General features: G+C 55.4%; 22 protein-coding genes. 15 read left to right on the forward strand and 7 right to left on the reverse strand.

Features of this window, described 5'->3' with window-relative positions; genetic code table 11:
* Positions 1-111: 111 nt before the first annotated feature.
* On the reverse strand, positions 112-2,913 hold the full coding sequence (gene uvrA, locus ACYX34_RS10875) for an excinuclease ABC subunit UvrA (protein ID WP_462076585.1): 2,802 nt from the start codon (positions 2,911-2,913) through the stop codon (positions 112-114).
* A gap of 270 nt (positions 2,914-3,183) precedes the next feature.
* Between uvrA and ACYX34_RS10880 the strand changes: the two genes are divergently transcribed.
* The 3 genes from ACYX34_RS10880 (at position 3,184) to ACYX34_RS10890 (ending at position 5,489) form a co-directional block, all read left to right on the forward strand.
* The gene (locus ACYX34_RS10880) at positions 3,184-4,005 is read left to right on the forward strand and encodes a formylglycine-generating enzyme family protein (protein WP_462076586.1); all 822 of its coding nucleotides are present in this window, start codon (positions 3,184-3,186) and stop codon (positions 4,003-4,005) included.
* Positions 4,006-4,207: 202 nt separating this feature from the next.
* Positions 4,208-5,047 (forward strand): phospholipase effector Tle1 domain-containing protein, encoded by an 840-nt coding sequence (locus ACYX34_RS10885; protein ID WP_462076587.1) that lies wholly within the window; start codon positions 4,208-4,210, stop codon positions 5,045-5,047.
* Positions 5,048-5,168: 121 nt separating this feature from the next.
* Complete coding sequence (locus ACYX34_RS10890) at positions 5,169-5,489, forward strand: heavy metal-binding domain-containing protein (protein WP_462076588.1); 321 nt, start codon at positions 5,169-5,171, stop codon at positions 5,487-5,489.
* Between the two features lie 331 nt (positions 5,490-5,820).
* Here the strand turns inward: ACYX34_RS10890 and ACYX34_RS10895 are convergent, their stop codons facing one another.
* The 4 genes from ACYX34_RS10895 to ACYX34_RS10910 are packed head-to-tail and all read right to left on the reverse strand — an operon-like array spanning position 5,821 to position 9,513.
* Positions 5,821-6,159, reverse strand: coding sequence for a DUF3147 domain-containing protein (locus ACYX34_RS10895; RefSeq protein ID WP_462076589.1), 339 nt, complete (start codon positions 6,157-6,159; stop codon positions 5,821-5,823).
* 3 nt (positions 6,160-6,162) lie between these two features.
* The gene (locus ACYX34_RS10900; RefSeq protein ID WP_462076590.1) at positions 6,163-7,188 is read right to left on the reverse strand and encodes a ribonuclease Z; all 1,026 of its coding nucleotides are present in this window, start codon (positions 7,186-7,188) and stop codon (positions 6,163-6,165) included.
* A 44-nt stretch (positions 7,189-7,232) separates the two neighbouring features.
* Entirely contained in the window at positions 7,233-7,940 is a 708-nt protein-coding gene (locus ACYX34_RS10905; RefSeq protein ID WP_462076591.1) for a lysostaphin resistance A-like protein, read from the reverse strand.
* Positions 7,941-7,947: 7 nt separating this feature from the next.
* A complete protein-coding gene (locus ACYX34_RS10910) occupies positions 7,948-9,513 on the reverse strand; it encodes a TolC family protein (RefSeq protein ID WP_462076592.1) in 1,566 nt (521 codons plus the stop codon).
* Between the two features lie 63 nt (positions 9,514-9,576).
* Here ACYX34_RS10910 and ACYX34_RS10915 point away from each other — a divergent pair, with 63 nt between their 5' ends.
* Positions 9,577-10,020: a hypothetical protein gene (locus ACYX34_RS10915; protein WP_462076593.1), complete on the forward strand. Its 444-nt coding sequence runs from the start codon at positions 9,577-9,579 to the stop codon at positions 10,018-10,020.
* A 336-nt stretch (positions 10,021-10,356) separates the two neighbouring features.
* Here ACYX34_RS10915 and ACYX34_RS10920 read toward each other — a convergent pair whose 3' ends face one another.
* Positions 10,357-11,952 (reverse strand): M28 family peptidase, encoded by a 1,596-nt coding sequence (locus ACYX34_RS10920; protein WP_462076594.1) that lies wholly within the window; start codon positions 11,950-11,952, stop codon positions 10,357-10,359.
* A gap of 138 nt (positions 11,953-12,090) precedes the next feature.
* Between ACYX34_RS10920 and ACYX34_RS10925 the strand changes: the two genes are divergently transcribed.
* The 4 genes from ACYX34_RS10925 to uvrB all read left to right on the forward strand — a co-directional run bounded on the left by ACYX34_RS10925 (position 12,091) and on the right by uvrB (position 15,840).
* Positions 12,091-12,345, forward strand: coding sequence for a hypothetical protein (locus ACYX34_RS10925; RefSeq protein ID WP_462076595.1), 255 nt, complete (start codon positions 12,091-12,093; stop codon positions 12,343-12,345).
* Between the two features lie 32 nt (positions 12,346-12,377).
* Positions 12,378-13,151, forward strand: a complete 774-nt coding sequence (locus tag ACYX34_RS10930) for a hypothetical protein (protein WP_462076596.1) — start codon at positions 12,378-12,380, stop codon at positions 13,149-13,151.
* A 264-nt stretch (positions 13,152-13,415) separates the two neighbouring features.
* The gene (locus ACYX34_RS10935) at positions 13,416-13,715 is read left to right on the forward strand and encodes an RNA recognition motif domain-containing protein (RefSeq protein WP_462076597.1); all 300 of its coding nucleotides are present in this window, start codon (positions 13,416-13,418) and stop codon (positions 13,713-13,715) included.
* A gap of 127 nt (positions 13,716-13,842) precedes the next feature.
* Positions 13,843-15,840: an excinuclease ABC subunit UvrB gene (gene uvrB, locus ACYX34_RS10940; RefSeq protein WP_462076598.1), complete on the forward strand. Its 1,998-nt coding sequence runs from the start codon at positions 13,843-13,845 to the stop codon at positions 15,838-15,840.
* Positions 15,841-15,962: 122 nt separating this feature from the next.
* Here uvrB and ACYX34_RS10945 read toward each other — a convergent pair whose 3' ends face one another.
* Positions 15,963-16,223, reverse strand: coding sequence for a DUF4321 domain-containing protein (locus tag ACYX34_RS10945; protein ID WP_462076599.1), 261 nt, complete (start codon positions 16,221-16,223; stop codon positions 15,963-15,965).
* A 236-nt stretch (positions 16,224-16,459) separates the two neighbouring features.
* Here ACYX34_RS10945 and ffh point away from each other — a divergent pair, with 236 nt between their 5' ends.
* From ffh to ACYX34_RS10980, 7 genes are all read left to right on the forward strand, one after another.
* Positions 16,460-17,806, forward strand: coding sequence for a signal recognition particle protein (gene ffh / locus ACYX34_RS10950; protein WP_462076600.1), 1,347 nt, complete (start codon positions 16,460-16,462; stop codon positions 17,804-17,806).
* A gap of 41 nt (positions 17,807-17,847) precedes the next feature.
* Positions 17,848-18,171: a 30S ribosomal protein S16 gene (gene rpsP, locus ACYX34_RS10955; protein ID WP_462076601.1), complete on the forward strand. Its 324-nt coding sequence runs from the start codon at positions 17,848-17,850 to the stop codon at positions 18,169-18,171.
* Positions 18,172-18,178: 7 nt separating this feature from the next.
* Complete coding sequence (rimM, locus tag ACYX34_RS10960; RefSeq protein ID WP_462076602.1) at positions 18,179-18,697, forward strand: ribosome maturation factor RimM; 519 nt, start codon at positions 18,179-18,181, stop codon at positions 18,695-18,697.
* 3 nt (positions 18,698-18,700) lie between these two features.
* Positions 18,701-19,486: a tRNA (guanosine(37)-N1)-methyltransferase TrmD gene (trmD, locus tag ACYX34_RS10965; RefSeq protein ID WP_462076603.1), complete on the forward strand. Its 786-nt coding sequence runs from the start codon at positions 18,701-18,703 to the stop codon at positions 19,484-19,486.
* Positions 19,487-19,490: 4 nt separating this feature from the next.
* Complete coding sequence (gene rplS / locus ACYX34_RS10970) at positions 19,491-19,895, forward strand: 50S ribosomal protein L19 (RefSeq protein WP_462076604.1); 405 nt, start codon at positions 19,491-19,493, stop codon at positions 19,893-19,895.
* Between the two features lie 66 nt (positions 19,896-19,961).
* Positions 19,962-20,621, forward strand: a complete 660-nt coding sequence (locus tag ACYX34_RS10975; RefSeq protein ID WP_462076605.1) for a ribonuclease HII — start codon at positions 19,962-19,964, stop codon at positions 20,619-20,621.
* 5 nt (positions 20,622-20,626) lie between these two features.
* Positions 20,627-21,007 (forward strand): YraN family protein, encoded by a 381-nt coding sequence (locus ACYX34_RS10980; RefSeq protein WP_462076606.1) that lies wholly within the window; start codon positions 20,627-20,629, stop codon positions 21,005-21,007.
* The last annotated feature ends 14 nt before the right edge of the window (positions 21,008-21,021 follow it).

Here is a 21,021-nt window from a genome sequence, read left to right on the forward strand (position 1 = left end):
TCAGTCGGGGAAGGGGGGGGGGGAGAGAGGAGAAGATCTACGAGTGGGAGACCCAGGAAAAGCGGGTGTGATGGGGGTGGGGGGCACAAAAACCAGCCTTTCCCCCCCGCCTCATGTGTGAGAATGTTTTGGCGTGAGTACTTCTGACAGAAATCGTCCGGTGTATGATCCTGCCACTTTGACGATCTGCTCGGGACGTCCTTCCGCGACGATCTGGCCTCCTGCAGCGCCGCCTTCGGGGCCGAGATCGATGATCCAGTCGGCGGATTTGATGACATCGAGATTATGTTCGACGACAACCAATGTGTTCCCGGCGTTCACGAGTTTGTGGAGCACGGCGAGGAGCTTCTTGATGTCTTCAAAATGGAGCCCGGTGGTCGGCTCGTCCATGATGTAGAGCATGTCCTTGGCAGAGGCATCTTTCAGTTCGGCGGCGATCTTCAATCGCTGGGCCTCACCACCTGATAATGTCGTCGCGGATTGGCCAAGGCGAAGATAGCCAAGTCCGATGGAGGAGAGCAGCTGGAGCTTGTCCTGTAGCTTCGACGTTCCATTGAAGAATGAAGCGGCTTCTTCCACGGTCATGTTGAGGACGTCGGCGACATTCTTGCCGCGATAGCGGATTTTCAAGACCTCTGCTTTGAAGCGCTTGCCTTCACAGGCCTCGCAGGGTGCATAGATATCCTCGAAAAAGTACATCTCCAGTTTTTCCACCCCACTGCCTTCACAGCGTTCGCAGCGGCCACCGGCGGCATTGAAGGAAAAGTGTCCTGGCGTGAGTCCTTGTTGTTGCGCCTCTCGTTCCGCGGCGAAGAGCTGACGGATCTCGTCGAAGGTCTTCAGATAGGTGATCGGATTGGAGCGTGGCGTACGTCCAATCGGTTGTTGATCAATCAAGCGGATGCCTTTGAGGTGCTCGATGCCCTTAATGGCTTTGAATCGCCCCATGGGAAGAGACTCTACGCGAAAGGCACGAGCCACAGCTCGATAGAGCGTTTCTTCAACCAACGTGCTCTTGCCTGAACCAGACACCCCGGTGATGCAGATCAGCATGCCGAGGGGAATGCGGATGGAGAGGTCTTTCAGATTGTGCTCTGTCGCTCCGGCGAGCACCAGCATCTTCCCGTTTCCATTTCGACGCGAATGAGGTGATGGGATCTCCTCTTCACCGCGCAAGTATCGGGCTGTGATGGCTCGACGGTCCTGAAGGAATTCTTTCGTTGAGGCTGCACAGACGATCTCACCACCTTTTTCACCGGAGTGAGGGCCCAACTCGACAAGGAAATCGGCTGACTCAATCATGCGACGGTCATGCTCAACGACCACGACAGTATTGCCGGTTGCTGCGAGATCACGGAGGATTCCGGCCAATAGGTCTGTATCTCTTGCATGGAGACCAATGGTCGGTTCGTCGAGCACGTAGAGTGTCCCGACCAGTCGAGAACCAAGTTGATTCGCCAGCGCCACCCGCTGGGCTTCGCCGCCGGAGAGGGTTTTCGTTTGTCGATTGAGCGTCAGGTACCCAAGGCCGACGCGTTGGAGGAAGCCTAGCTTGGCCTTGAGCTGCCGGAGGATATCTGAGGCGATCTCCTGTTCGGATTGGCGTAAGGGGAGGGAATCCACCCACCCTGCCAGACTTTCCACTGTTCGTTCCGTCGTCTCGTGAATATCGTTGCCGGCGAGCTTGACGAAGAGGGCTTCCGATTTCAGGCGGCTGCCATGGCAGCCAGGGCAATCGAAGGGAGTGCGGTAGCGGCTGAGAAAGACGCGCACGTGCAGCTTGTACCGCTTGCCTTCGAGGTACTCAAAAAAGTCGTTGATGCCGTCGAAGGATTTGGCGCCTTCCCAGAGCAATTGTTGCTGGTCCACCGACAGTGCCTTGAAAGGAATCTCGACATCGACGCCATGTTTTCTCATCGCAGTCAACATCTGTTTCTGCCACCAGGCTGAGCTGGGTTTACTCCAGGGTTCGATTGCTCCTTGGGCGAGAGATTTCGACTGGTCGGGGATGACCAGTTCCGGATCATATCGCAGCACATTGCCGAACCCTTTGCATTCGGGACAGGCACCGAGGGGATGGTTGAATGAAAAGAGAATCGGCCGCAGAGGCTCAAAGGTCCGCCCGCAACTCTGGCAGAGAAACTTAGTGCTGTAGGATTGCCGTCCGTGGTCGATGATATCGACAGAACAGCGGCCCTCTCCTTCACGAAACGCTGTTTCGATGGCTTCGATCAGGCGTGTATGGTTGTCCTCTCGGATGACCAGGCGATCAAGGACTATATGGATTGAGGAGCACTTGTGGAGTGATGGCTTGTCCACTTCATGCAAGTCGATGACGTCGTCCTGCGTTTTGAGTCTGGTAAAGCCACGAGTCAGCAGCGATTGAACGAACGCAGCTTCCTCTTTGCGCGAGGGAGTCGTAACGGGGAACAACACCATGGCTCTAGTATCGGGCCACCGCGTGAGCAGGTCGTCCGTGACAGAGTCGGGTTGAAATGCCCGGCCTTCCTGCTTGCAGTCAGGGCAAGTGGGTTTACCGATCTTGGCAAAGAGTAGACGCAGCAGATCGGCGATCTCCGTCGTCGTGCCGACCGTCGAGCGGGAGGTACGCACCTGATTCTTCTGCTCGATGGCAATCGCCGGCCGCACATTGATCAGCCGATCCACATCCGGGCGAGCCACTTTGTCGAGAAACATGCGGGCATAGGTCGAGAGGGATTCGACGTAGCGCCATTGGCCTTCGGCAAAGATTGTGTCGAAGGCAAGCGAAGATTTCCCGGATCCTGACACACCGGTAATCGCCGTGACCTGATTGTGGGGAATCTGCAGCGAGACGTTCTTGAGGTTGTTCTGCCGAGCCCCCTCGATGATGAGGTGATTGGTTGAGGGATTGGGGTTCAGAGGGGTCGGCATGGCAATTGTTTCAGAGAAGGAACGACCGGCCATCGTAGCAATACCTGACGATCTGTTCAACGAGGGGGATGCCGAAAATCGAGTCATGCCATTCGAAGGGCCTGCCCTGAGCTCTTCGACAAGCTCAGAGCAGGCTCGCCGAAGGGTTGCCTTTGTCTGGTGGAGGCGTAGAATGCGCCTCGTACGTAGCCTCCTCGGTTAGCCTGAAATTGTTATGGCCACCATCTATCTCTCATCAACCTACGAAGATCCAAGGATTTCCGATCCGCGGTGATACGTGCGCTTCGCCAAAGCGAGTATCATGTGATCAATATGCTGGACCATGAGAGTCTTATCTCCGTCGCTCACGAACGGCGCTTCGTGGGCTGGCCGAGGCTGGCCCTGTGGATTAAGGCCAACCAAGAGAGTTTATTTGTCCTGCGTCAGGCGGAGATCGAAGCCAATGAATGGAAAGACCACAGTTATGATCTTAACTATTTGTGGCCTGACGAGCGCCTCAAGGTTAATCGGTATCTCGCAGCATTTGGTGATGCATGGCCTGGGGTTGAGCTCGCAAAGGACGGCTTGCCGGATATCGTGTGGATTGAAATCCCCAGAGAGCAGGTCAGATTGCGGGATGTTGGCCACCTGTTTACAGTCACACCATTCCGTATTGCCAAATATCCAGTGACCAACGAACAGTGCGAGGCGTTTCTTAAGTCAGAGGACGGCTTTGGAAACAAGGTGTGGTGGAAGAATCTCGAACAGAGCCCTAAAGATGATAGGCTGGCATGGAGTGAGGCGAATGCGCCACTGGAGACGGTGTCGGGGTACGAAGCCGTCCCTTTTTGCCGATGGCCGAGTGCCAAGGCCAGAACCAGCATTCGTCTGTCCACTGAGTGGGAGTGGCAGCAAGCAGCGACGGGCGGAGATCTGCAGCGCGACTTTCCGTGGCCTGGAGGCTGGGATTCAGGCCGATGTAACAGCGAGGAGAGTCGCCTGAGCCACACGACCGCTGTCGGGATGTATCCACGGGGGCCACGCTTCAGGGTGTGTACTGGATATGGCAGGCAATGTGTGGGAGTGATGCTTAAATACGTACGACAAGCCTGAACACGAGAAGGTGTTACAGACCGACAAAGGAGGTGGCGAGCACGTGATCCGGGGCGGTCCCTGGAGCAGCAGATCGGTGCTCCTGCATGCATGGTATCGGTTCAGGAACTTCGCCGTCGACCGGAGCCTCAATATCGGCTTCCGTCTTGCCCCGGATATTGAGAAATAAGACCGTTCAAGCTTAAGCAAGGAGGGACTCACCATGGCACTGTACGCGTTTGATGGTACATGGAACGAAGATGAAGCCGATGAAGCCAAGGAAACGAATGTTCTGGCCTTCTACAAATGCCTCTCCCCTAATACGAAAGAGTTCTACTTAAAAGGTGTGGGGACGCGGCTTGGTTTTGTCGGTAAACTGCTCGGTGGTCTCACCGGGGCGGGAGGGCATTTTCGGATTCACGAAGCGATGGAGAAGCTGCGACAGTATTTTGCGGAAGGGGATCGGACGGTCGACATTATCGGGTTCAGTCGAGGAGCGGCGCTGGCGTTGCATTTTGCGAATCAAGTGCAGGAGGAGCAGCCTGGGGCCGTGGTGCGTTTTCTCGGGCTGTGGGATGTGGTCGCTTCGTTCGGCATTCCAGGGAACGATCTGAATATCGGTTGGCACTTGACGCTGCCCGACAATGTTCAACACTGTTACCACGCGATGGCGCTGGATGAACGCCGCCGGAACTTCACTCCCACTCGGGTTGTGCTAAGAAAGGGTGGTGTCATCGGTGATCGGCTTCAAGAAGTATGGTTCCGTGGGGTTCATTCCGATGTCGGGGGTGGACAATGTGCCGGGCTGGCAAACATTGCTCTCTGTTGGATGCTCCGGCGTGCCAAGGAAGCGGGCCTTCCGCTGGTTGAGGAAAAGTTGCGGGAACATGAGGCTCTGTGTAATGCGGATGCTGCCGTGTCCAAGAACTTTGATCCCAAAAAAGACCCTCAGCGCACGATCAATTCCGGAGACTTTGTGCATGAGTCGGTGAAAGTCCGTGGACAGTTGGGGGGGAGAATCCATAATGATCCACCCGCGAGTTGCGTGATTATCCATGGGTAGTGTGTCCATCAAAATGCCGTTGGGCTTGTGCACGAGGCCGTTTGCTGCTGTGGAAACGGGAAAGGGTTTGGCAATTCTTCAAGATGAATGATCGGATAAGGGTACTGAACCAGGAGGGCACATGATTCTATCGACGACCAACAATATCGAGGGCAAGAGGGCAGTAAAATATCTAGGCTTGGTGTCCGGGGATGCGATTCTCGGCGCGAATATTTTTCGAGATTTTTTCGCGTCGATCCGAGATATCGTCGGTGGGCGTTCGGCTAGTTATGAGAAAGAACTGCGGAAGGCCAAGAACATTGCGCTGGAAGAAATGGAGGAACAAGCCAAGAACTTGGGGGCCAATGCGATCGTCGGGATTGATATCGATTATGAAACTATCGGCACAAACAGCAGCATGTTGATGGTCAGTGCGAACGGGACGGCGGTGGTCGTGGAGTAGCAGGAGACTGAAAATGCCCGCCAGCTTCGTTCTCGCATTGTTCAGACCCTCAACATACCCCAGAGGGTATGCCTCGGCCCTTCACTTGCTGCAGCCTCGCTGACGGTCATTTTGAGCCTCCTGCAGGAGAAGGGGCCTTCAGCGCGCAGCAAACGCCGGCTCCAGATGCTTCTCAAGTATGACTTTCCAGCTCTGCATTGGATACTGTGGTGTGGGCTTGTTCAAGTTGGTCTTGGCGCAAAGTTAGTCAATGCGGCAAGGCTTCTCAGCGGTATATGCAACCACGTAACTCTTGGAAAGTCGGAGTTCTGGTAAACCTGAGCTCGTGCGGCTAACGCAGCATCACCTTCACCAGCCCCACGCATCCCAGATAGAGGACGAGCGCCCCGGCCATTGCGGGCCAGAAGCCAAGGCGTGGGATGCCCATGATCATGGCAACCACATAAACCGTCCACGGTGGGACAAACCAGAGGAGGCTCTTGGCATAGTCGACCGTCGTTGTACCGCCTCCGCTTGCATACAGCAGGATGAATGTCACGCCGGTGATGGCGGGAAAGGTGCTCGCCATGGCTGCCAGGAAGGATTTACCCTGCGAGCCAAGATACGTGGAGAAGCTGACAATCGAGCCGCCCAACAGAAAATAGAGCAGATACTTGCCGAGATCATTCACCGACTATCCTCCTTCGTTCCCGTGAAACGCCTCCATGGCTTCTCGCTTCACCGCCTCCCCTTGGCCGGTATAGCGGGGTGAAAAGTGAAACACGACGAGGTCTCGAACCTGAGCCTTGCGGGCCATGGAGCCGGCTTGTCTGGCCGTCAAATGATACCGGTCACGAGCCTTTTCTGCATTACAATCCAAATATGGTGATTCGCAATAGAAGACATCGGCGCCGCGGGCCAATGCGACGATTTTGGCTTCGTTCTCCTCGTCATGTCGCGCATCGACGACGTACGTAAGTTTCTGCCCTCGTGAGATCGCCAAGAATCGCTCCTTGACCTCACCCAGCACAAACTCTCGGTCTTCTCGTCGATGCTCGTCGTAGAGCGCCACGGTGAATCGGAAATCGTCCGGTTTGCCCTCCCAGATATACCGCTTGACCTCTTTGAGCCACGCGCCGACTCTCAGCCCCGCCTCATGCAGTTTCTGCTTGTTGACGTTGATATGGAACTGTTCCTCCAGCGAATATGCGAACGAGGGGATGCGATGATTTAGAGCGACCGCCTTGACGGTGAACATCGGATCGTCCAGCACGATAAAAGGTGGATCATCGTGGCGTGGTGCCGGAATCGTTACTTGTTCAGGCGACTGGAATCCGTTACTGGCGAGAAACACTGCCTGGCGAATTTCATCTTTGTGGAACTCGCGGACTTTGATTGTGAGGGGGTAGCCATCCACCAAATTCCAGGTGTAGCCGCGCAGCTTGCCTTGCACGTTGTCGATTAAGCCCGGAGGGCCGAACAGTTTGAGCGTCTTCCCTCGTCCTAATGCCACACGAAGAATCGTGTCGAATCCGATGAAGTGGTCCATGTGTGTATGGGAGATGAAGATCTCTTCAGCTCGCAGCAGCCTCGTGGGCCCAAGGTTGTCGTTGTGTCCGAGATCGAACAGCAAGGCTCGTTTTGACCACCGAATGTTCACATACACACCAGGATCACCGAAGACATCGTTGACCAGGTAGCTGGAGAAGGAGGGATTCATCAGATCATGTGGACGAGGCCATCATTGCGAAGGAACACTCCATTTTATCCGATCGCTGCCCTGACAGCACTGTACATGATGATGACTTCGACGGCGTGGGCGATGATCGTGATCCAGAGGTTGCGCGTTCTGAGCCAGATTGTTCCCCAGACGAGTCCATCCCACAGCGCGATCCAATGGAGATAACGAAAGGTATTCACCATGAATGGGTCGAATGAAAACGTCAGTGTCGTCGCCAGCAACGCAAGGGGAGCAAGCTGTTGCCCGGAATGAGCCCCTCTCCATTGCCGTTCGTATTCGGCCAATCGACCTAAGACGAACCCGCGAAAGGTGATCTCCACGAAGAATGCGATGCCGCAGATGAACCAGGGCACCATCAGTAAGACCGGCAGACGACCGTGAGGGGTCTGTTGCAAAAAGGTGATATCGTAGCCGAGTGCTGGATAGATCGAGAGGATCACGAACGTATTGAGGCAACCCAGGGTCAGCCCTATAAGCAACCCCCAGTTCAGCCCGGCGATAATCTTCGTTTGTTCCAATCCCAGGTCAGTCGAGAGATCAGCTGTGCGCGAAGCCCAGATGCCCATTGCCAGATAGGCTAGCAACTGCGGGGTGAATTGAAGCAGCAGGTGGTCTTGGAGGGAAGCGGGCAGGGCGTAATAGCCGAGTGTAGCTCCGATGGGGAGTAGCGTCAGTGCTGCTCCCGTCTGAACAACGTGACGGTGAACGAGCCGATGGGGCTCGGGCGTCATGGATGGGCTACGACAGTTCGAGGTGATAGCGATCCAAGGTGGTTGCCTTGTGTCGAGACAAATTCGACAAAGACTTGTTGTAATCGACGATCGCACGCAACTCGTTCCCTTGCGCGGTTGCGAGGTCGCGCTGGAACTCGAGCACGAAGCGCGTCGTGCTGAGTCCCACTTTCAATCGTTCCTGCTCGGCCTGGAGTTGTTTCTCCGCCATGATGCGGGCGGAACGAGTGGTTTCGATCCGTTTGAAATCCGTCTGCACCCGGCGCACCGCTTCACGAACGCCGACGATGACTTGCTGCCGCACGTTCGCGAGAGCCACCTCAGCGTTTTGAGCCTCGAGCTTCCGTTTATTGTAGGTGCTGACGGCAGCTCGGTTTCCGAGGGGATAACTGAGCACCAATCCTGCGCCGTAGTTATAAAAGTCTCCGCTGAAATTTCTAGTGAAAGATTCGCTATAGTCTCCGCCCAGGCCGGCTAGTCCGACCGTGCCTTGAAGGGAGAGCGTCGGAAGCAGCTGGTTACGCGCAAACTGCTTATTGAGCTCACCGGTTTCGATGTTTTTCTTGGCCTGTGTAATTTCAGGCCGTTGTTCGATCGCGGTATCGATGGCCTCCTGGAGGCTCAGGGGTTCAAGCACGGTGACGGGAGGATCGACGGGAGTGAGGCGGACGTCTTGCCGCAGATCCTCCTCACCAGGATTCAAGAGTCGCCGGAGTTGATCTTCTTGATCGCGAATGGCTTTCTCAGCCACGAGGACTTGCTCCACCCGTGAGGCCACCGCAGCTTCGGCTTGGAGGACATCGACGATCGACATGACACCCGCCTTGGTCTTCGCCCGGTTGGCGGCCAAGAGTTCTTCGGCGGCCTTCAAAGCTGCTTGAGCGACCTTCAGGTTTTCATTGGCAAATACCACTTCCCAATAGGTTTGTTCCACCGAGGTGATGACGGTCATGACTCGATCTCGAAAGACGTGTTGCTCGACAATCGCGTTGTTTTGCGCGACCGTGATGAAGGTCTTGTTGATGGCGATCCCCGCGTTTCTGAGCAACGGTTGGGTGAAGGTGAATGCCAGCCCTCCCGTCCAGGACGGGTTGAACAGAAATCCACGCGCGACGTTTTGGTTCACACTGTTTCGGGCCGGGCTATAGTTGATGTCGAAATTGCCGCCGGTGATCAGGTTGGTTTGTGCATCCACCGTCAACGAATGGTTCCGTTGATCGAAGGTGGTGATCTGGTCAAGGACCCCAATAGTTCCTCCGAAGACGGGGCGATTGAGCGGATTCACGGTTCGGTTATATTGGCCGTTGATACTCAGGTTTGGGTCGAACTTCGATTGTTCGATGATGATATCGGCCAGTCGACTTTCGCGATTCTGCCGGCTGATGCTGATATCGAGATTGCTTTGCAACGCCCGCACTGCAGCGTCAGCCAGGGACACGGTTTCGCGCCGTTCCGTCGTGATCGGCTGGGTCACGTCCAGACTCCAACTCATGTGAGGCCAGACAATGCATGCCCATCCTACGATCGCAATGATCGCCAGACGATAGTGGTGCGCCGAGGATGTGCTATGCATAGGTGCCTCCTTGATCAATGATCGATACAAGAGCATACTATAAAGTGTTGTATGGTTCACGTCATGGCTATTCAAAGATATCCGGTTCGACACGTAGGTGCTCAGAAGTGTCAGGTCGGTTCACTAGGCGGGGTACTGTGTCTGCTTACCGCTATGACCCTCTGCACCGACGTGTCTGTATGGGCGCAAAGTACCTCGGGGGTGCGATCGTTCGCCGGCGGGGTCTCTCCGCTGCTGAAGCTTCCCGGAGGGAGTTTGTATATCGACAACCAGGGCACGCAGGGTTTGATCTATGCACCGGGACCGAACGTGCAAACCTACAATTTCAGAAATCCCACGATCGGCCAAGCCTGGAGTGGGGCTATCATGACATTCGGACCCCAGCTTTCCATTGGACTGATCCAGGGTGCGAATCAGATTGGGAGCCCGACCGTTCTACCTCCGCCACCGCGCCAAACGGATCTGTTACCGCCGATTGAGTCTGAGTTGCTTGAACCATTTCCCTAACAGGCTGTTGATAAAGTCCGCCAGCGGCGCTCTCGTCTCGCTCAGAGGCTCACCCGCGAAGAAGTATCACACTGGTGGAGTCTATCCGTTTTCCAAAGATCAATTCGATGGGTGAACGGTTCACACGAAGTGCGGTATGTACCTCCTCGCCTCTTCGCTCTCTGCGGCCTTGTTGGACGGTCTTTCTGAACAGTCTGCGGAGTATCTTTGTCCGGTCGGCCACCGTGTGCACCAATTCTATTTTGGAAACAACGTTGGGTTTCTCAGCAACCGGCTAAGCAAGACAGGGAGAGAATTCCATTGGTTGCAGCCTGGATGCCAACAGGGGGCGGGACGTCAGTTCGTTTGCTGCGGTACGGGAGATCCAGTGGCGGACTCGCCCGCTATGTCCGTCGGTTCGTATGCCAAGTGCCAGGTCACTGCCAAGGCGAATTGGGTTGCAGCTTTGAGGATCTTGGGGTCGATGGTGTCTGCGGTATCAGTTGGTTGATGGAAGTGTGGGTGGATGCCGCCGCTCACGATTGTGATGGTCGGGACGCCGGCTTCTTTAAACGGGACATGATCGCCGCCAGGGAAAAACCCATAGAGATCCAGCTTCTCCTTCACACCGGAAGACTGGCCTGCCGCTAATGCGATCTCCTTCTCAATTCCGGTTACTCCGACGGTGAGTCGCCCGTTTCCAACTCCAGCGTGATCGATATTGATCATGGCCTTCGTTGAACTGAATGGGACAGGCGGACGCGAGGTGTAGAGCCGGGAACCAAGTAGGTCACGTTCCTCGCCGCTGAACGAGGCAAACAGGATCGTGCGCTGAGGCTGGACTCCCATCTTCGTCAGGACCCGTGCGAGTTCTAAGATGACAGCAGTTCCAGAGGCGTTGTCATCGGCACCAGGGAAGAGGAGTCCGCCGGGACGACCGAAATGGTCTCGATGGGCTCCGATGATCACCGTCTCTGGTCCTGTTCCGGGGATCATTCCCAGCACATTGACCAGAAGCCCCTCCTCAGTCTTCGTTTCCCACTGGAGCGAGGCAACCTGCTCAGTCCTTGTTGCGTGTGATGAGGTTGTTTGATTCAGGTGCTCCTGAAGGACACGCAGGCGATCCGGACCATTCCCATTCGATTGTTGGAGAAGCTCTTGGGCCAGGGTTGTGCTGATCCAGACGCCGGGAATCGCTTGGTCCGGAGGTAGCTGTCCGTAAAAGGCACTGGGACTCCCCGTGACGCCGCGACGGATTTCATAGGGGTGGAGAATGGGACCTGTTGCCGTCAGATAGCCGACGGCACCACGTTCGCGTGCGACCCGGACCTTGTCGGCGTGGCTGACCGAGTGTGGATAGTGCTCCGGTTTGCCGCGTAGAAACAGCACGATGCAATTATGTACGTCGACACCGGCATAGTCATCCATGCCGTGGGAAGGGTCGACGATGCCATACCCAACAAAAACGATTTGGCCCTGGACATCCGCAGAGGGCGAATCAAAGATAGGAAGATAGTCTGAGCCAAGAACCTTAGCGGTGAGATGCTCCCCGGAACCGGCTCGCAACGTTGGATCTGATGTGATCAGGGGAGTCGCTATCGGGCTCGCCATCGCACCGGATGAAGCAAGGTCCTTGCTTGTGAAGAACGGTACGGTCAGTGAGTCGTCGCGAACGAGTGGTAAGCGTAACCCAGCCGAAAGAAACCCTTGTGCCACCCACCGTGCAGACTCGAGGTCGGCGCTTGTGCCGCTTTGCCGCCCATTGAACGAGGGACCACTGAGTGTTCGGATATCGGACAACATCCGTTCTGGAGAGAGTGCAGTGATCGCGGCCTGCAGAGCCGTCTCTGGTGCTTGTGCGAGAGGGACCTGAGGTTGTAGCACGAGGGCGATGGCAGCGCAGATCACAATTCGAATGAGCGGCACAATCAGACAGGGGACGACAGCGTTCATGATGATCTCTGGGCCACCGCAGAATAGTGGGTGATCATAACACGTGGAGAAAGCTGGTTGCAGCGCCGTACCGAGCCCAGGTACTATTCGATCAACTGGTATGGATGGCTGTTTATGTCGTGAGGATGGAGATTCAGGATGGCAGGGGGTGAACAGGGAAAAGGACTGTACGATCACTTGTACCGACGGTTTTTTGCCGAGCGTGATACCCATGAAGGGTATTCCTTCCAGCAGGCTCCGGGAGGAAGTGCAGCGCCACCGATGGTGACGTTCAGAGAGAAGCTTCGGTGGTGGACCTGGGATCGCTGGAAACGTCGACGAACGATTCTTGCTGAGCGAGACCGGTTGCAGCGCGACATTCTTCAAATCAAGAAACCGGGAAGCTCGAAGTAGGACAAGGTGTATTGAGAGGGATGGGTGTTCACGTGTCACATATCGGAAGAAACCTGTTAGCGACATTAGCCCTGTTGTCGGTGGTCGGAACGGCCTTCATGATAGAGCCTTCCCTGAGCTATGGCGTTCAACGGGAGACGCAGGAGGAAAAGGCAGCCAATCTCAAGCAACAGGCGAAGGGCGGGCTTTTTCAGCAGTGGCCGTTTGATCAAGAATCGCCTGGAAGGTTGCCCAATGGTTTTGTCAGCGCCGTGTCCGGTGAGGAGCGGCTTGCTGAATGGGTGGTACAACAGCATCCCACGGCTCCTTCTCCGCCCAATATCGTGGCCGCCTCATCGAATTGTCGACAGCTCTGCTATCAGGTGTTGTTGGCGGAAGGAATGCAGTATGAATATCCTGACGTGAGTGTTCGGTTCCATGCCGCCCCGGGGACTGGCGGATCAGGCGGAGTGGTGGTCGGGGCACGTGATGCGAAGAATTTCTATGGTGCGATCGTAGATCTGGCTGCTCAACAGGTCAGATTTATTCGGCTTTCCAGCGGAGTCGCAACGATGCTCGGGCAAGCGCCCGTCAATCTCAAACCGGTTGATTGGCACACCCTCAGAGTGCAACGCAATACGATCATCAGCAAAGATTTCGTCGAGATGTTTGTAGATGGCACGCTCGTGCTCTCTGTTGAGGACCAAGCGTTGGGATTGGGGCAAGTCGGTTTTGTCGTGACGGATAAGTCCGCCATGCTGTTTGATAGCTTTCATGCGGTTCCGCTCTTTTCGCACCGGCCACTTTCTCCGCCGCCGGCGTACTAACGCGACTCTTCCGGTAATTGGAGTTGGTCTCAAACTTGCCTTTATCTTTGCATCTGAGGTACGATTGAAATGCCGGCTTGTGAAAGGCCTGCGCAAGCTCGGCGCAGAAAGTGATGAGGCCTGGGTAGATGTTGTATTGGGCCAGTCCGGGAATCTGATCGGAAGCCAGAGCTAAGCCGCCGTTGTGTTGACGTCTTCGGCCCATTCCTTCCTCGTTGTTTTCTCGAGTCCAAGACAACATCGTTGTGTCAAAGGAGGAGCCTGATGGGTGCGAAGATTTATGTCGGAGGATTGCCCTATGCAACAACCGAACAACAACTGAGTGACTTGTTTGCGGTGCATGGGGCGGTGGCCTCAGCCCGGATCATCACAGACAAGTTTACCGGACAATCTCGTGGGTTCGGATTTGTGGAAATGTCGTCCGATACTGAGGCACAGGCGGCGATTACGGCGTTGAACGGGACGCAACTGGGGGGACGTACGTTGACGGTGAATGAAGCACGTCCGCAAGAACCTCGTTCCGGTGGCGGAGGCCGCGGTGGATTTGGCGGTGGTCGCGGTTAACCAGAGAGCTAGTTCGTAGCTGATGAGGGGCTGCCGGAGGTTCCGGCAGCCCTTTTTGTTTTTGGGGGACTTCGGAGAGATTTGATGCTGATCGAGTACTCATTCTGGCATCTCACGGGAGGTCGTCGTGCCTCCCTTTAAGCTCGATGCTCCGTTCAAGCCCTGTGGGGATCAGCCCGCCGCGATAGAGGTGCTCACGGCAGGAATTCATGCGGGGAAGAAGCATCAGGTATTGCTTGGCGTCACGGGGTCCGGCAAGACCTTTACCATGGCGAATCTTGTTGAACGCGTCCAGAAGCCGACGCTGGTGCTCGTGCACAACAAGACTCTGGCCGGTCAACTCTACCAGGAGTTTAAACAGTTTTTTCCTCATAATGCCGTCGAGTATTTCGTCAGTTACTACGATTATTATCAGCCGGAAGCGTATATCCCGCAGAGCGATACATACATTGCCAAGGACTCCTCGATTAACGACGCAATCGATCAGATGCGGCATTCCGCGACGACGGAGCTGCTGCAGCGAAACGATGTCCTGATTGTCTCCTCCGTCTCCTGTATTTATGGGCTGGGATCACCGGAGGTCTATCATGACATGCTGATTTATCTGGAGGTGGGCCTCGAAACGAGGCGAGAAAAGATCTTATCGAAGTTGGTGGAAATTCAATACGAACGCAATGACGTGGATTTTCATCGTGGAACCTTTCGGGCACGCGGGGATGTGATCGAAATTTTCCCTGCGTCGTCAGAAGCAAAATCCGTTCGCATCGAACTCTTTGGGGATACGGTGGATGCGATTCATGAAATTGATCCGCTCACCGGCAAGTCCTTGAGAAGGCTTCCCAAGATTGCGATCTACCCCAACACCCACTACCTCATCGCCCCGGATCGCTATGAGCGAGCCATTACGGGCATTGAGGAGGAGCTCGACGAGCGTGTCGCCTACTTCAGAAAATCTGGACGGCTGCTGGAGGCTCAACGGATTGAGCAGCGCACGAAGTTTGACCTGGAGATGATCCGAGCCATGGGGTACTGCCATGGGATTGAAAACTATTCCCGCCATCTCAGCGGAAGAAGCCCGGGTCAGGCGCCTCCCACGTTGCTGGATTACTTTCCGAAAGATTTTCTATTGATCGTCGATGAGTCGCACGCGACCATTCCTCAGGTCGGAGGCATGTATGAGGGGGATTTTTCACGAAAGCGAACGCTCGTGGAGTATGGGTTTCGACTCTCGTCGGCGGTCGATAATCGACCGCTGAAATTTTCGGAATTCGAACAGTGTCTCAATCAGGTGGTGTATGTATCGGCCACCCCCGGTACCTACGAACTCAAGCATGCAGGTGATGAAGTCGTGGAGCAGATCGTGCGTCCGACTGGACTGATGGATCCGCACATTGAAGTCGTACCGGCCAAAGGGCAAGTCGATCATCTCCTGGGACAGGTCCGTGCGGAGGCGGCCAAGCAGGGGAGAGTGCTGGTGACCACTTTGACGAAACGGATGGCGGAGGATTTGACGGAGTATTATCACGACTTGGGAATTAAGGTCCGCTACCTCCATTCCGACATCAAAACGCTTGAGCGGGCAGAGATCATCCGCGCTCTCCGGTGCGGAACGTTTGACGTCTTGGTTGGAATCAATTTGCTTCGAGAGGGGCTCGATCTTCCCGAGGTGAGTCTTGTCGCGATTCTGGATGCGGATAAGGAGGGCTATCTGCGGTCTTACCGTGCGTTGATTCAAACGGCAGGCCGAGCGGCGCGGAATCTCGAAGGTCGGGTGATTTTTTATGGAGATAGTGTGACGGATTCGATGAAACAGGCGATCGACGAAACGAATCGCCGTCGTGGGATTCAGGCTGAGTACAACCGCATCCACGGCATTACGCCGGTTGGCATTACGAAAGGGATCCCGTCTCTTGAATATGCGGTGGCTGATCTCGATTATGTGCAACTGCCGCTTGCGGCTGAATCAAGCGCAGAGTACGGACAAGCAGAATCAACCGATCGACTCATTCAGCGACTGGAGATCGAGATGAAAGTGGCTGCGAAGGAGCTGGCATTTGAGCGGGCAGCAGAGCTGCGGAATCAGATTCGGGCCTTGCGACTTCAGGCGTTACAGGCGAAGGATTAACAGAATGCTGAAAAAACCCACCAGCGGCGTTCTTACATCGCTCAGAGGCTCAGCGTACCGGAGCGTACGCCTCACCTCTTCGCTTGCTGCGGCCTTGCTAGACGGTCTTTTTGAGCATCCTGTTAGACGTGCTTATAGAGATAGATGCCGACAAACATGCCAAGGACGCTCAAGATGTTGATCTTGAGGCTGAGCCCTAATACGAGTTTGGCCAGCACAAGATCCACAGTCAAAGGGGGATCAATGCCGGGCATAAAATGCGTGGAGAAGATACTTTGGATGGTGCCTTGAGGCGCCATTACATGGAGAATTTCGCCGAGAATTCCACCGAGCAGACCTCCGATGATCACGAAAACAATCAGAATCCAGGGCGATTTTCGCACGCGTTCGCTCCTCCTTGACGACTTCCCTGTACGTGAGTTGTGAGGTCTAACGGTCTTACAGTGGCACCATATCTGACGGGTTTCAGTATGTCAATAAAACTACTGACTTCTGGTGACCTTGACTTGCTTTCCGTGGTTCTATACACTTTCCGATGCTCTTTCTCTAGGATTTTCGAGGCGATCGGAGGTCTGGTGCAAGGCCTCGATGGCCTATTTCTGTGTTGCGGTACGGTGTCATGCTTGATGCGTTGAGTGAGAAGTTTGAAAAGGTCCTGAAAAAACTACGTGGGCAGGGTGTGCTCACTGAGCAGAATATTTCCGAAGCGCTTAAGGAGGTCCGATTTGCCCTCCTCGAGGCAGACGTCAACTTTAAGATCGTCAAAGAGTTTATCGATCGTGTCCGAGAAAAAGCAATCGGCCAGGAAGTCCTGCAGAGTCTGACTCCGGGGCATCAGGCTGTCAAGGTCGTCTGGGATGAGCTCCGGGCGATGATGGGACAGGATCGGGTTGGTCTTGCCCTCAACTCCCAACCACCGACCATTGTGATGATGGTTGGACTGCAGGGAGCGGGAAAAACGACAGCCAGCGGGAAACTTGCTCGTCTTTTCAAGAATCAAGGTAAGCGAGTGTTGCTGGTTGCCGCTGATCCGCGTCGTCCTGCCGCCGGAGAGCAATTGAGTGCGTTGGGGCGAGATCTTGGTGTCGAGGTGCATCGTGTTGATCAGGCACACGCGTCACAATCCGATGTGGTGCGGATCTGTAGTGGTGGCGTGGACCGAGCCCGAGAACAGGGCTTTGACCTTGTCATTTTGGATACCGGTGGACGCCTGCACATCGATGACGAGTTGATGGGGGAATTGACTGCGGTGAAGGCCGCCGTGGCCCCGCATGAGGTGTTGTTAGTTGCCGATGCGATGACTGGCCAGGATGCGGTCACCATGGCCGGACAGTTTGATCAACGGGTCGGCCTCACCGGCGTGATCTTGACCAAAGTCGAGGGGGACGCGCGCGGCGGGGCGGTCTTGTCGATTCGGGCTGCAACGGGAAAGCCGATCAAGTTTTTGGGGGTCGGGGAAAAACTCGATGCGCTTGAACCCTTTCATCCGGACCGGATGGCCTCCCGTATTCTCGGAATGGGCGACGTATTGTCGCTCATTGAAAAAGCGCAGGAAAGCATTACCCGGGAGCAGGCGGAGGAAGCTCAGAAGCGGCTCACGAGCAATACCTTCACGTTAGAAGATTTCCGGACCCAACTGGGACAGATGAATCGCATGGGTTCCTTTGAACAGATTTTGGGCATGCTCCCCGGTGGCCAAAAGCTCAAGCAGGCGATGGAAGGTGATAAGCCAGAGCGAGAGATCGGTCGAGTGGTCGCCGTGATCGATTCGATGACCGTGAAGGAGCGCCGCGATCATACGATTATTAATGGAAGTCGAAAAAAACGGATTGCGCGGGGAAGCGGTACGACCGTGCAGGACGTGAACCGGCTGATCAAGCAATTTCTATCGGCGAAGAAGTTGGCAAAGGCAATGACCGGTGCGGGAGGGCGTCGGCAACTCGCTCAGCTCTTGCGTGCGCGGTAATCGATTTAGATCATTCGAACTAGTGTAAAGGAGGAATGGCTGTGGCTGTACATTTGAGGCTCGCTCGCACAGGACGACATAAACGACCGATGTATCGGTTGGTGGCGGCGGATTCGCGGAAGGCGCGCGACGGCCGTTTTATCGAGATTCTTGGAATTTTCGATCCGTTGAAGGAAGCTGGTGTGCCGGAGCTTAAGCAGGAGCGGGTGTTGACATGGCTTCATCATGGGGCGCAGCCGACGGTGACCGTGCGGACACTGCTCCGTCGCGCGGGCGTCTGGAAGCAGTTTGAGGCTGAAAAGTCCGCAAAGGAAAAGGCGCCGGTTGAAAAATCTGCCAAGAAGAAGGCTTCGGTAAAAGCCTGACCACGGAATGGTGAATCAGCTGGAAACCGTGACGGTGGGCCGGATTGAGCGGCCGTTTGGTGTCCGGGGAGAAGTCAAGGTTCTTTCCCTCTCCGATGTCCCCGGGAGACTGGAAGGGCTGACGCGCGTCAGCCTTTTGGCAGTAAACGGGCAGACACTGGAGACCGGCGTCACCCACGTGAGGCGGGCGGGAACGCGTTTTATTCTTGGGTTGTCGGCGTTCTCCACACCAGAGGAGGCGGGGCTTTGGCGAGGAGGATTGATTCGAACGGTTCGTGGGTCGGTTCCCGAGCTTCCAGCCGGGCAGTACTATGAGTGTGATTTGGTGGGACTTGACGTCCGAACGGAGGCAGGAGAATCGCTCGGTGTTGTGGAAGCAATTTGGGAGTTGCCTGGCAATTCTGTGGTTGTCCTGCGTAATGGAACCAAAGAGGTCTTGATTCCGGCCGCAAAAGAGTTTGTTGTGGCGGTTGATCTGGTTGCTCGAATCATGACGGTACGGTTGATCGATGGGCTTGACGATTAGTTTATGGTACGGTTCGACGTCCTGACTCTGTTTCCAGGTATGGTTGCACCGGTCTTGGCACACAGTATGCTCAAGCGTGGCCAGGAGAAGGGACTACTCGCGGTGCGTGTGCATAATCTGCGAGACTTTACGGCGGATCGCCACAAGAACGTCGATGATACGCCATATGGAGGTGGTGCGGGGATGGTCATGAAGGCTGAACCGATTCTCCAGGCGGTTGCCGCTGTGCGGAGAGACGCGCAGTTGCAGGGAGAAGAGATTCGGTTGCTGTTCCCGACTCCCCATGGGCGTCCATTAACTCAGGCCTATGCCCAAGAGTTAGCGACCGAGTCTCGTCGAATGGTGATCCTGTGTGGGCACTATGAGGGCGTGGATGAGCGGGTCCGTCAGGCGCTGGCGCCTGAGGAGATTTCGCTCGGCGATTATGTACTTACGGGAGGTGAGTTGCCGGCGTTGGTCTTGATCGACGCCACGACAAGGCTCGTCCCTGGCGTGTTGGGCGATCCAAGTTCTGCCGTTGACGAGTCGTTTTCAGACTCGCTCTTGGAGTATCCGCAGTATACGAGACCGGCGGAGATCGAAGGCATCACGGTACCGGAGGTCTTGCTGTCTGGCCATCATGAGGCCATTCGCTTGTGGCGTCGAAAACAGGCCTTACGCAGCACGTATCTCAGACGCCCCGATCTTCTCAAGGATCGGATGTTCACGAAAGAGGATCGGCAATTGTTGGAAGAGTTGATGAATGAAGGCCTGTTGACGGCCCCGTTATTATGCGAGGAGGAGGGTTGAGGACATGAATCAGTTGGAGCGAATTCAGCGATCATTGACAAAAAAATCGGTTCCGCACTTTGAGATCGGCGATACCGTACGTGTCCATGTCAAAGTCGTGGAAGGAGAGAAAGAGCGTATTCAGGTGTATGAAGGAACGGTGATCGCCCGTAAGGGCAGTTTGAACACCGAAATGTTCACGGTCCGAAAACTCTCGTATGGTGTAGGTGTCGAGCGGATCTTCCCCGTGCATTCTCCAATCGTGTCTAAGATCGATGTCGTGCGCCAGGGACGCGTTCGACGTGCCAAGCTGTACTACCTTCGCGGGAAGAAAGGGCGGTTTGCCAAGGTTGAGGAGCGAGAGTTTGTTGGAGAGAGCAAATCCTCGGCACAGCCAGCAGCGCCAGAAGAAGGAGCCGTCACAGCATAGGTCGGTTCAGCGCATGCGTTCCATCATGGCTGGCCGATTGACCGGATCGTCGGTAAAGAGCAGTTGATGGGACCCACTGATGAATTCGAACGAGCAGCACGGCTCTGTGGGTATCGCCGTGTTGCTGGAATCGATGAAGCGGGGCGTGGTCCGTTAGCCGGCCCCGTGGTGGCCGCTGCAGTGATCCTTCCGTTACGCAGTCGGCTCCCTGGGGTGAATGATTCGAAGCAACTCTCGGAGCGTGAGCGTGAGCGATTCTACCTCGCCATCCTCGAGCAAGCGGTGGGAACGGGAATCGGATGGGCCGACGCTGCGGAAATCGACCAGTTGAATATTCTTGAGGCGACTCGTCTTGCTATGCGGCGGGCTCTCGGGCAGTTGATTCCGTCGCCTGATTATGTGCTTATCGATGCCGTGACCCTTCCCGGTGTCAGCATTCCGATTCGTCCGATCATCAAAGGCGATTCCTTATCTGTCTCCATTGCTGCGGCTTCTATTGTGGCTAAGGTCACGAGAGATCGGCTAATGGCGAGATACCATGACACGTTCCCGGAGTACGGCTTCCTCTCGCACAAGGGGTATGGGACAGCTGAACACCTGGAACGGCTTGCGCATTACGGCCCCTGCTCTATCCATCGTCAAAGTTTTGCTCCAGTCAAACTTGCTATAAGCGTCAGGAAGATGGCGCAGGCTCATCTGTCTGATCCCACGTTGTCCGAGGCCTAAATCTCATGTTCGTTGCAGACCCGCGTCACCAGTTCGGCCAAGCCAGTGAGATGCGGGCGGAACAGTTTTTGATCGCCAAGGGTTATCGCATCCTCGATCGAAATGTGCGGCTGTCAGTTGGTGAATTGGACCTGGTCGCAGATGATCGGGGTGTCGTCGTGTTTGTTGAGGTTAAGGGGAGGAGTACAGAGGCGTTTGGCGGTGCGCTGTTGGCAGTGAATCGTCGCAAGCGGGCGAAGCTTTTGAAGGTGGCCGCACAGTATTTGGCGCAGCGGCATTGGTCTGACAGGCTCTGTCGATTTGATGTTGTTTTGGTTCAAGGGCAGGCGTCAATTTCTGAGCACATTGAACACATCCCCAACGCGTTCGATGTCACTGAACAGTGACCGGTCTCGACACT

Source organism: Nitrospira sp. CMX1 (assembly GCF_054902215.1).

Coding starts and splice junctions, on each gene's coding strand:
- uvrA (WP_462076585.1), bottom strand. CDS start 2,913: ATGCCGACCCCTCTGAACCCCAATCCCTCAACCAATCACCTCATCATC.
- ACYX34_RS10885 (WP_462076587.1), top strand. CDS start 4,208: ATGGCACTGTACGCGTTTGATGGTACATGGAACGAAGATGAAGCCGAT.
- ACYX34_RS10890 (WP_462076588.1), top strand. CDS start 5,169: ATGATTCTATCGACGACCAACAATATCGAGGGCAAGAGGGCAGTAAAA.
- ACYX34_RS10900 (WP_462076590.1), bottom strand. CDS start 7,188: ATGAATCCCTCCTTCTCCAGCTACCTGGTCAACGATGTCTTCGGTGAT.
- ACYX34_RS10905 (WP_462076591.1), bottom strand. CDS start 7,940: ATGACGCCCGAGCCCCATCGGCTCGTTCACCGTCACGTTGTTCAGACG.
- ACYX34_RS10910 (WP_462076592.1), bottom strand. CDS start 9,513: ATGCATAGCACATCCTCGGCGCACCACTATCGTCTGGCGATCATTGCG.
- ACYX34_RS10915 (WP_462076593.1), top strand. CDS start 9,577: ATGGCTATTCAAAGATATCCGGTTCGACACGTAGGTGCTCAGAAGTGT.
- ACYX34_RS10920 (WP_462076594.1), bottom strand. CDS start 11,952: ATGAACGCTGTCGTCCCCTGTCTGATTGTGCCGCTCATTCGAATTGTG.
- ACYX34_RS10925 (WP_462076595.1), top strand. CDS start 12,091: ATGGCAGGGGGTGAACAGGGAAAAGGACTGTACGATCACTTGTACCGA.
- ACYX34_RS10935 (WP_462076597.1), top strand. CDS start 13,416: ATGGGTGCGAAGATTTATGTCGGAGGATTGCCCTATGCAACAACCGAA.
- ffh (WP_462076600.1), top strand. CDS start 16,460: ATGCTTGATGCGTTGAGTGAGAAGTTTGAAAAGGTCCTGAAAAAACTA.
- rimM (WP_462076602.1), top strand. CDS start 18,179: ATGGTGAATCAGCTGGAAACCGTGACGGTGGGCCGGATTGAGCGGCCG.
- trmD (WP_462076603.1), top strand. CDS start 18,701: ATGGTACGGTTCGACGTCCTGACTCTGTTTCCAGGTATGGTTGCACCG.
- rplS (WP_462076604.1), top strand. CDS start 19,491: ATGAATCAGTTGGAGCGAATTCAGCGATCATTGACAAAAAAATCGGTT.
- ACYX34_RS10975 (WP_462076605.1), top strand. CDS start 19,962: ATGGGACCCACTGATGAATTCGAACGAGCAGCACGGCTCTGTGGGTAT.
- ACYX34_RS10980 (WP_462076606.1), top strand. CDS start 20,627: ATGTTCGTTGCAGACCCGCGTCACCAGTTCGGCCAAGCCAGTGAGATG.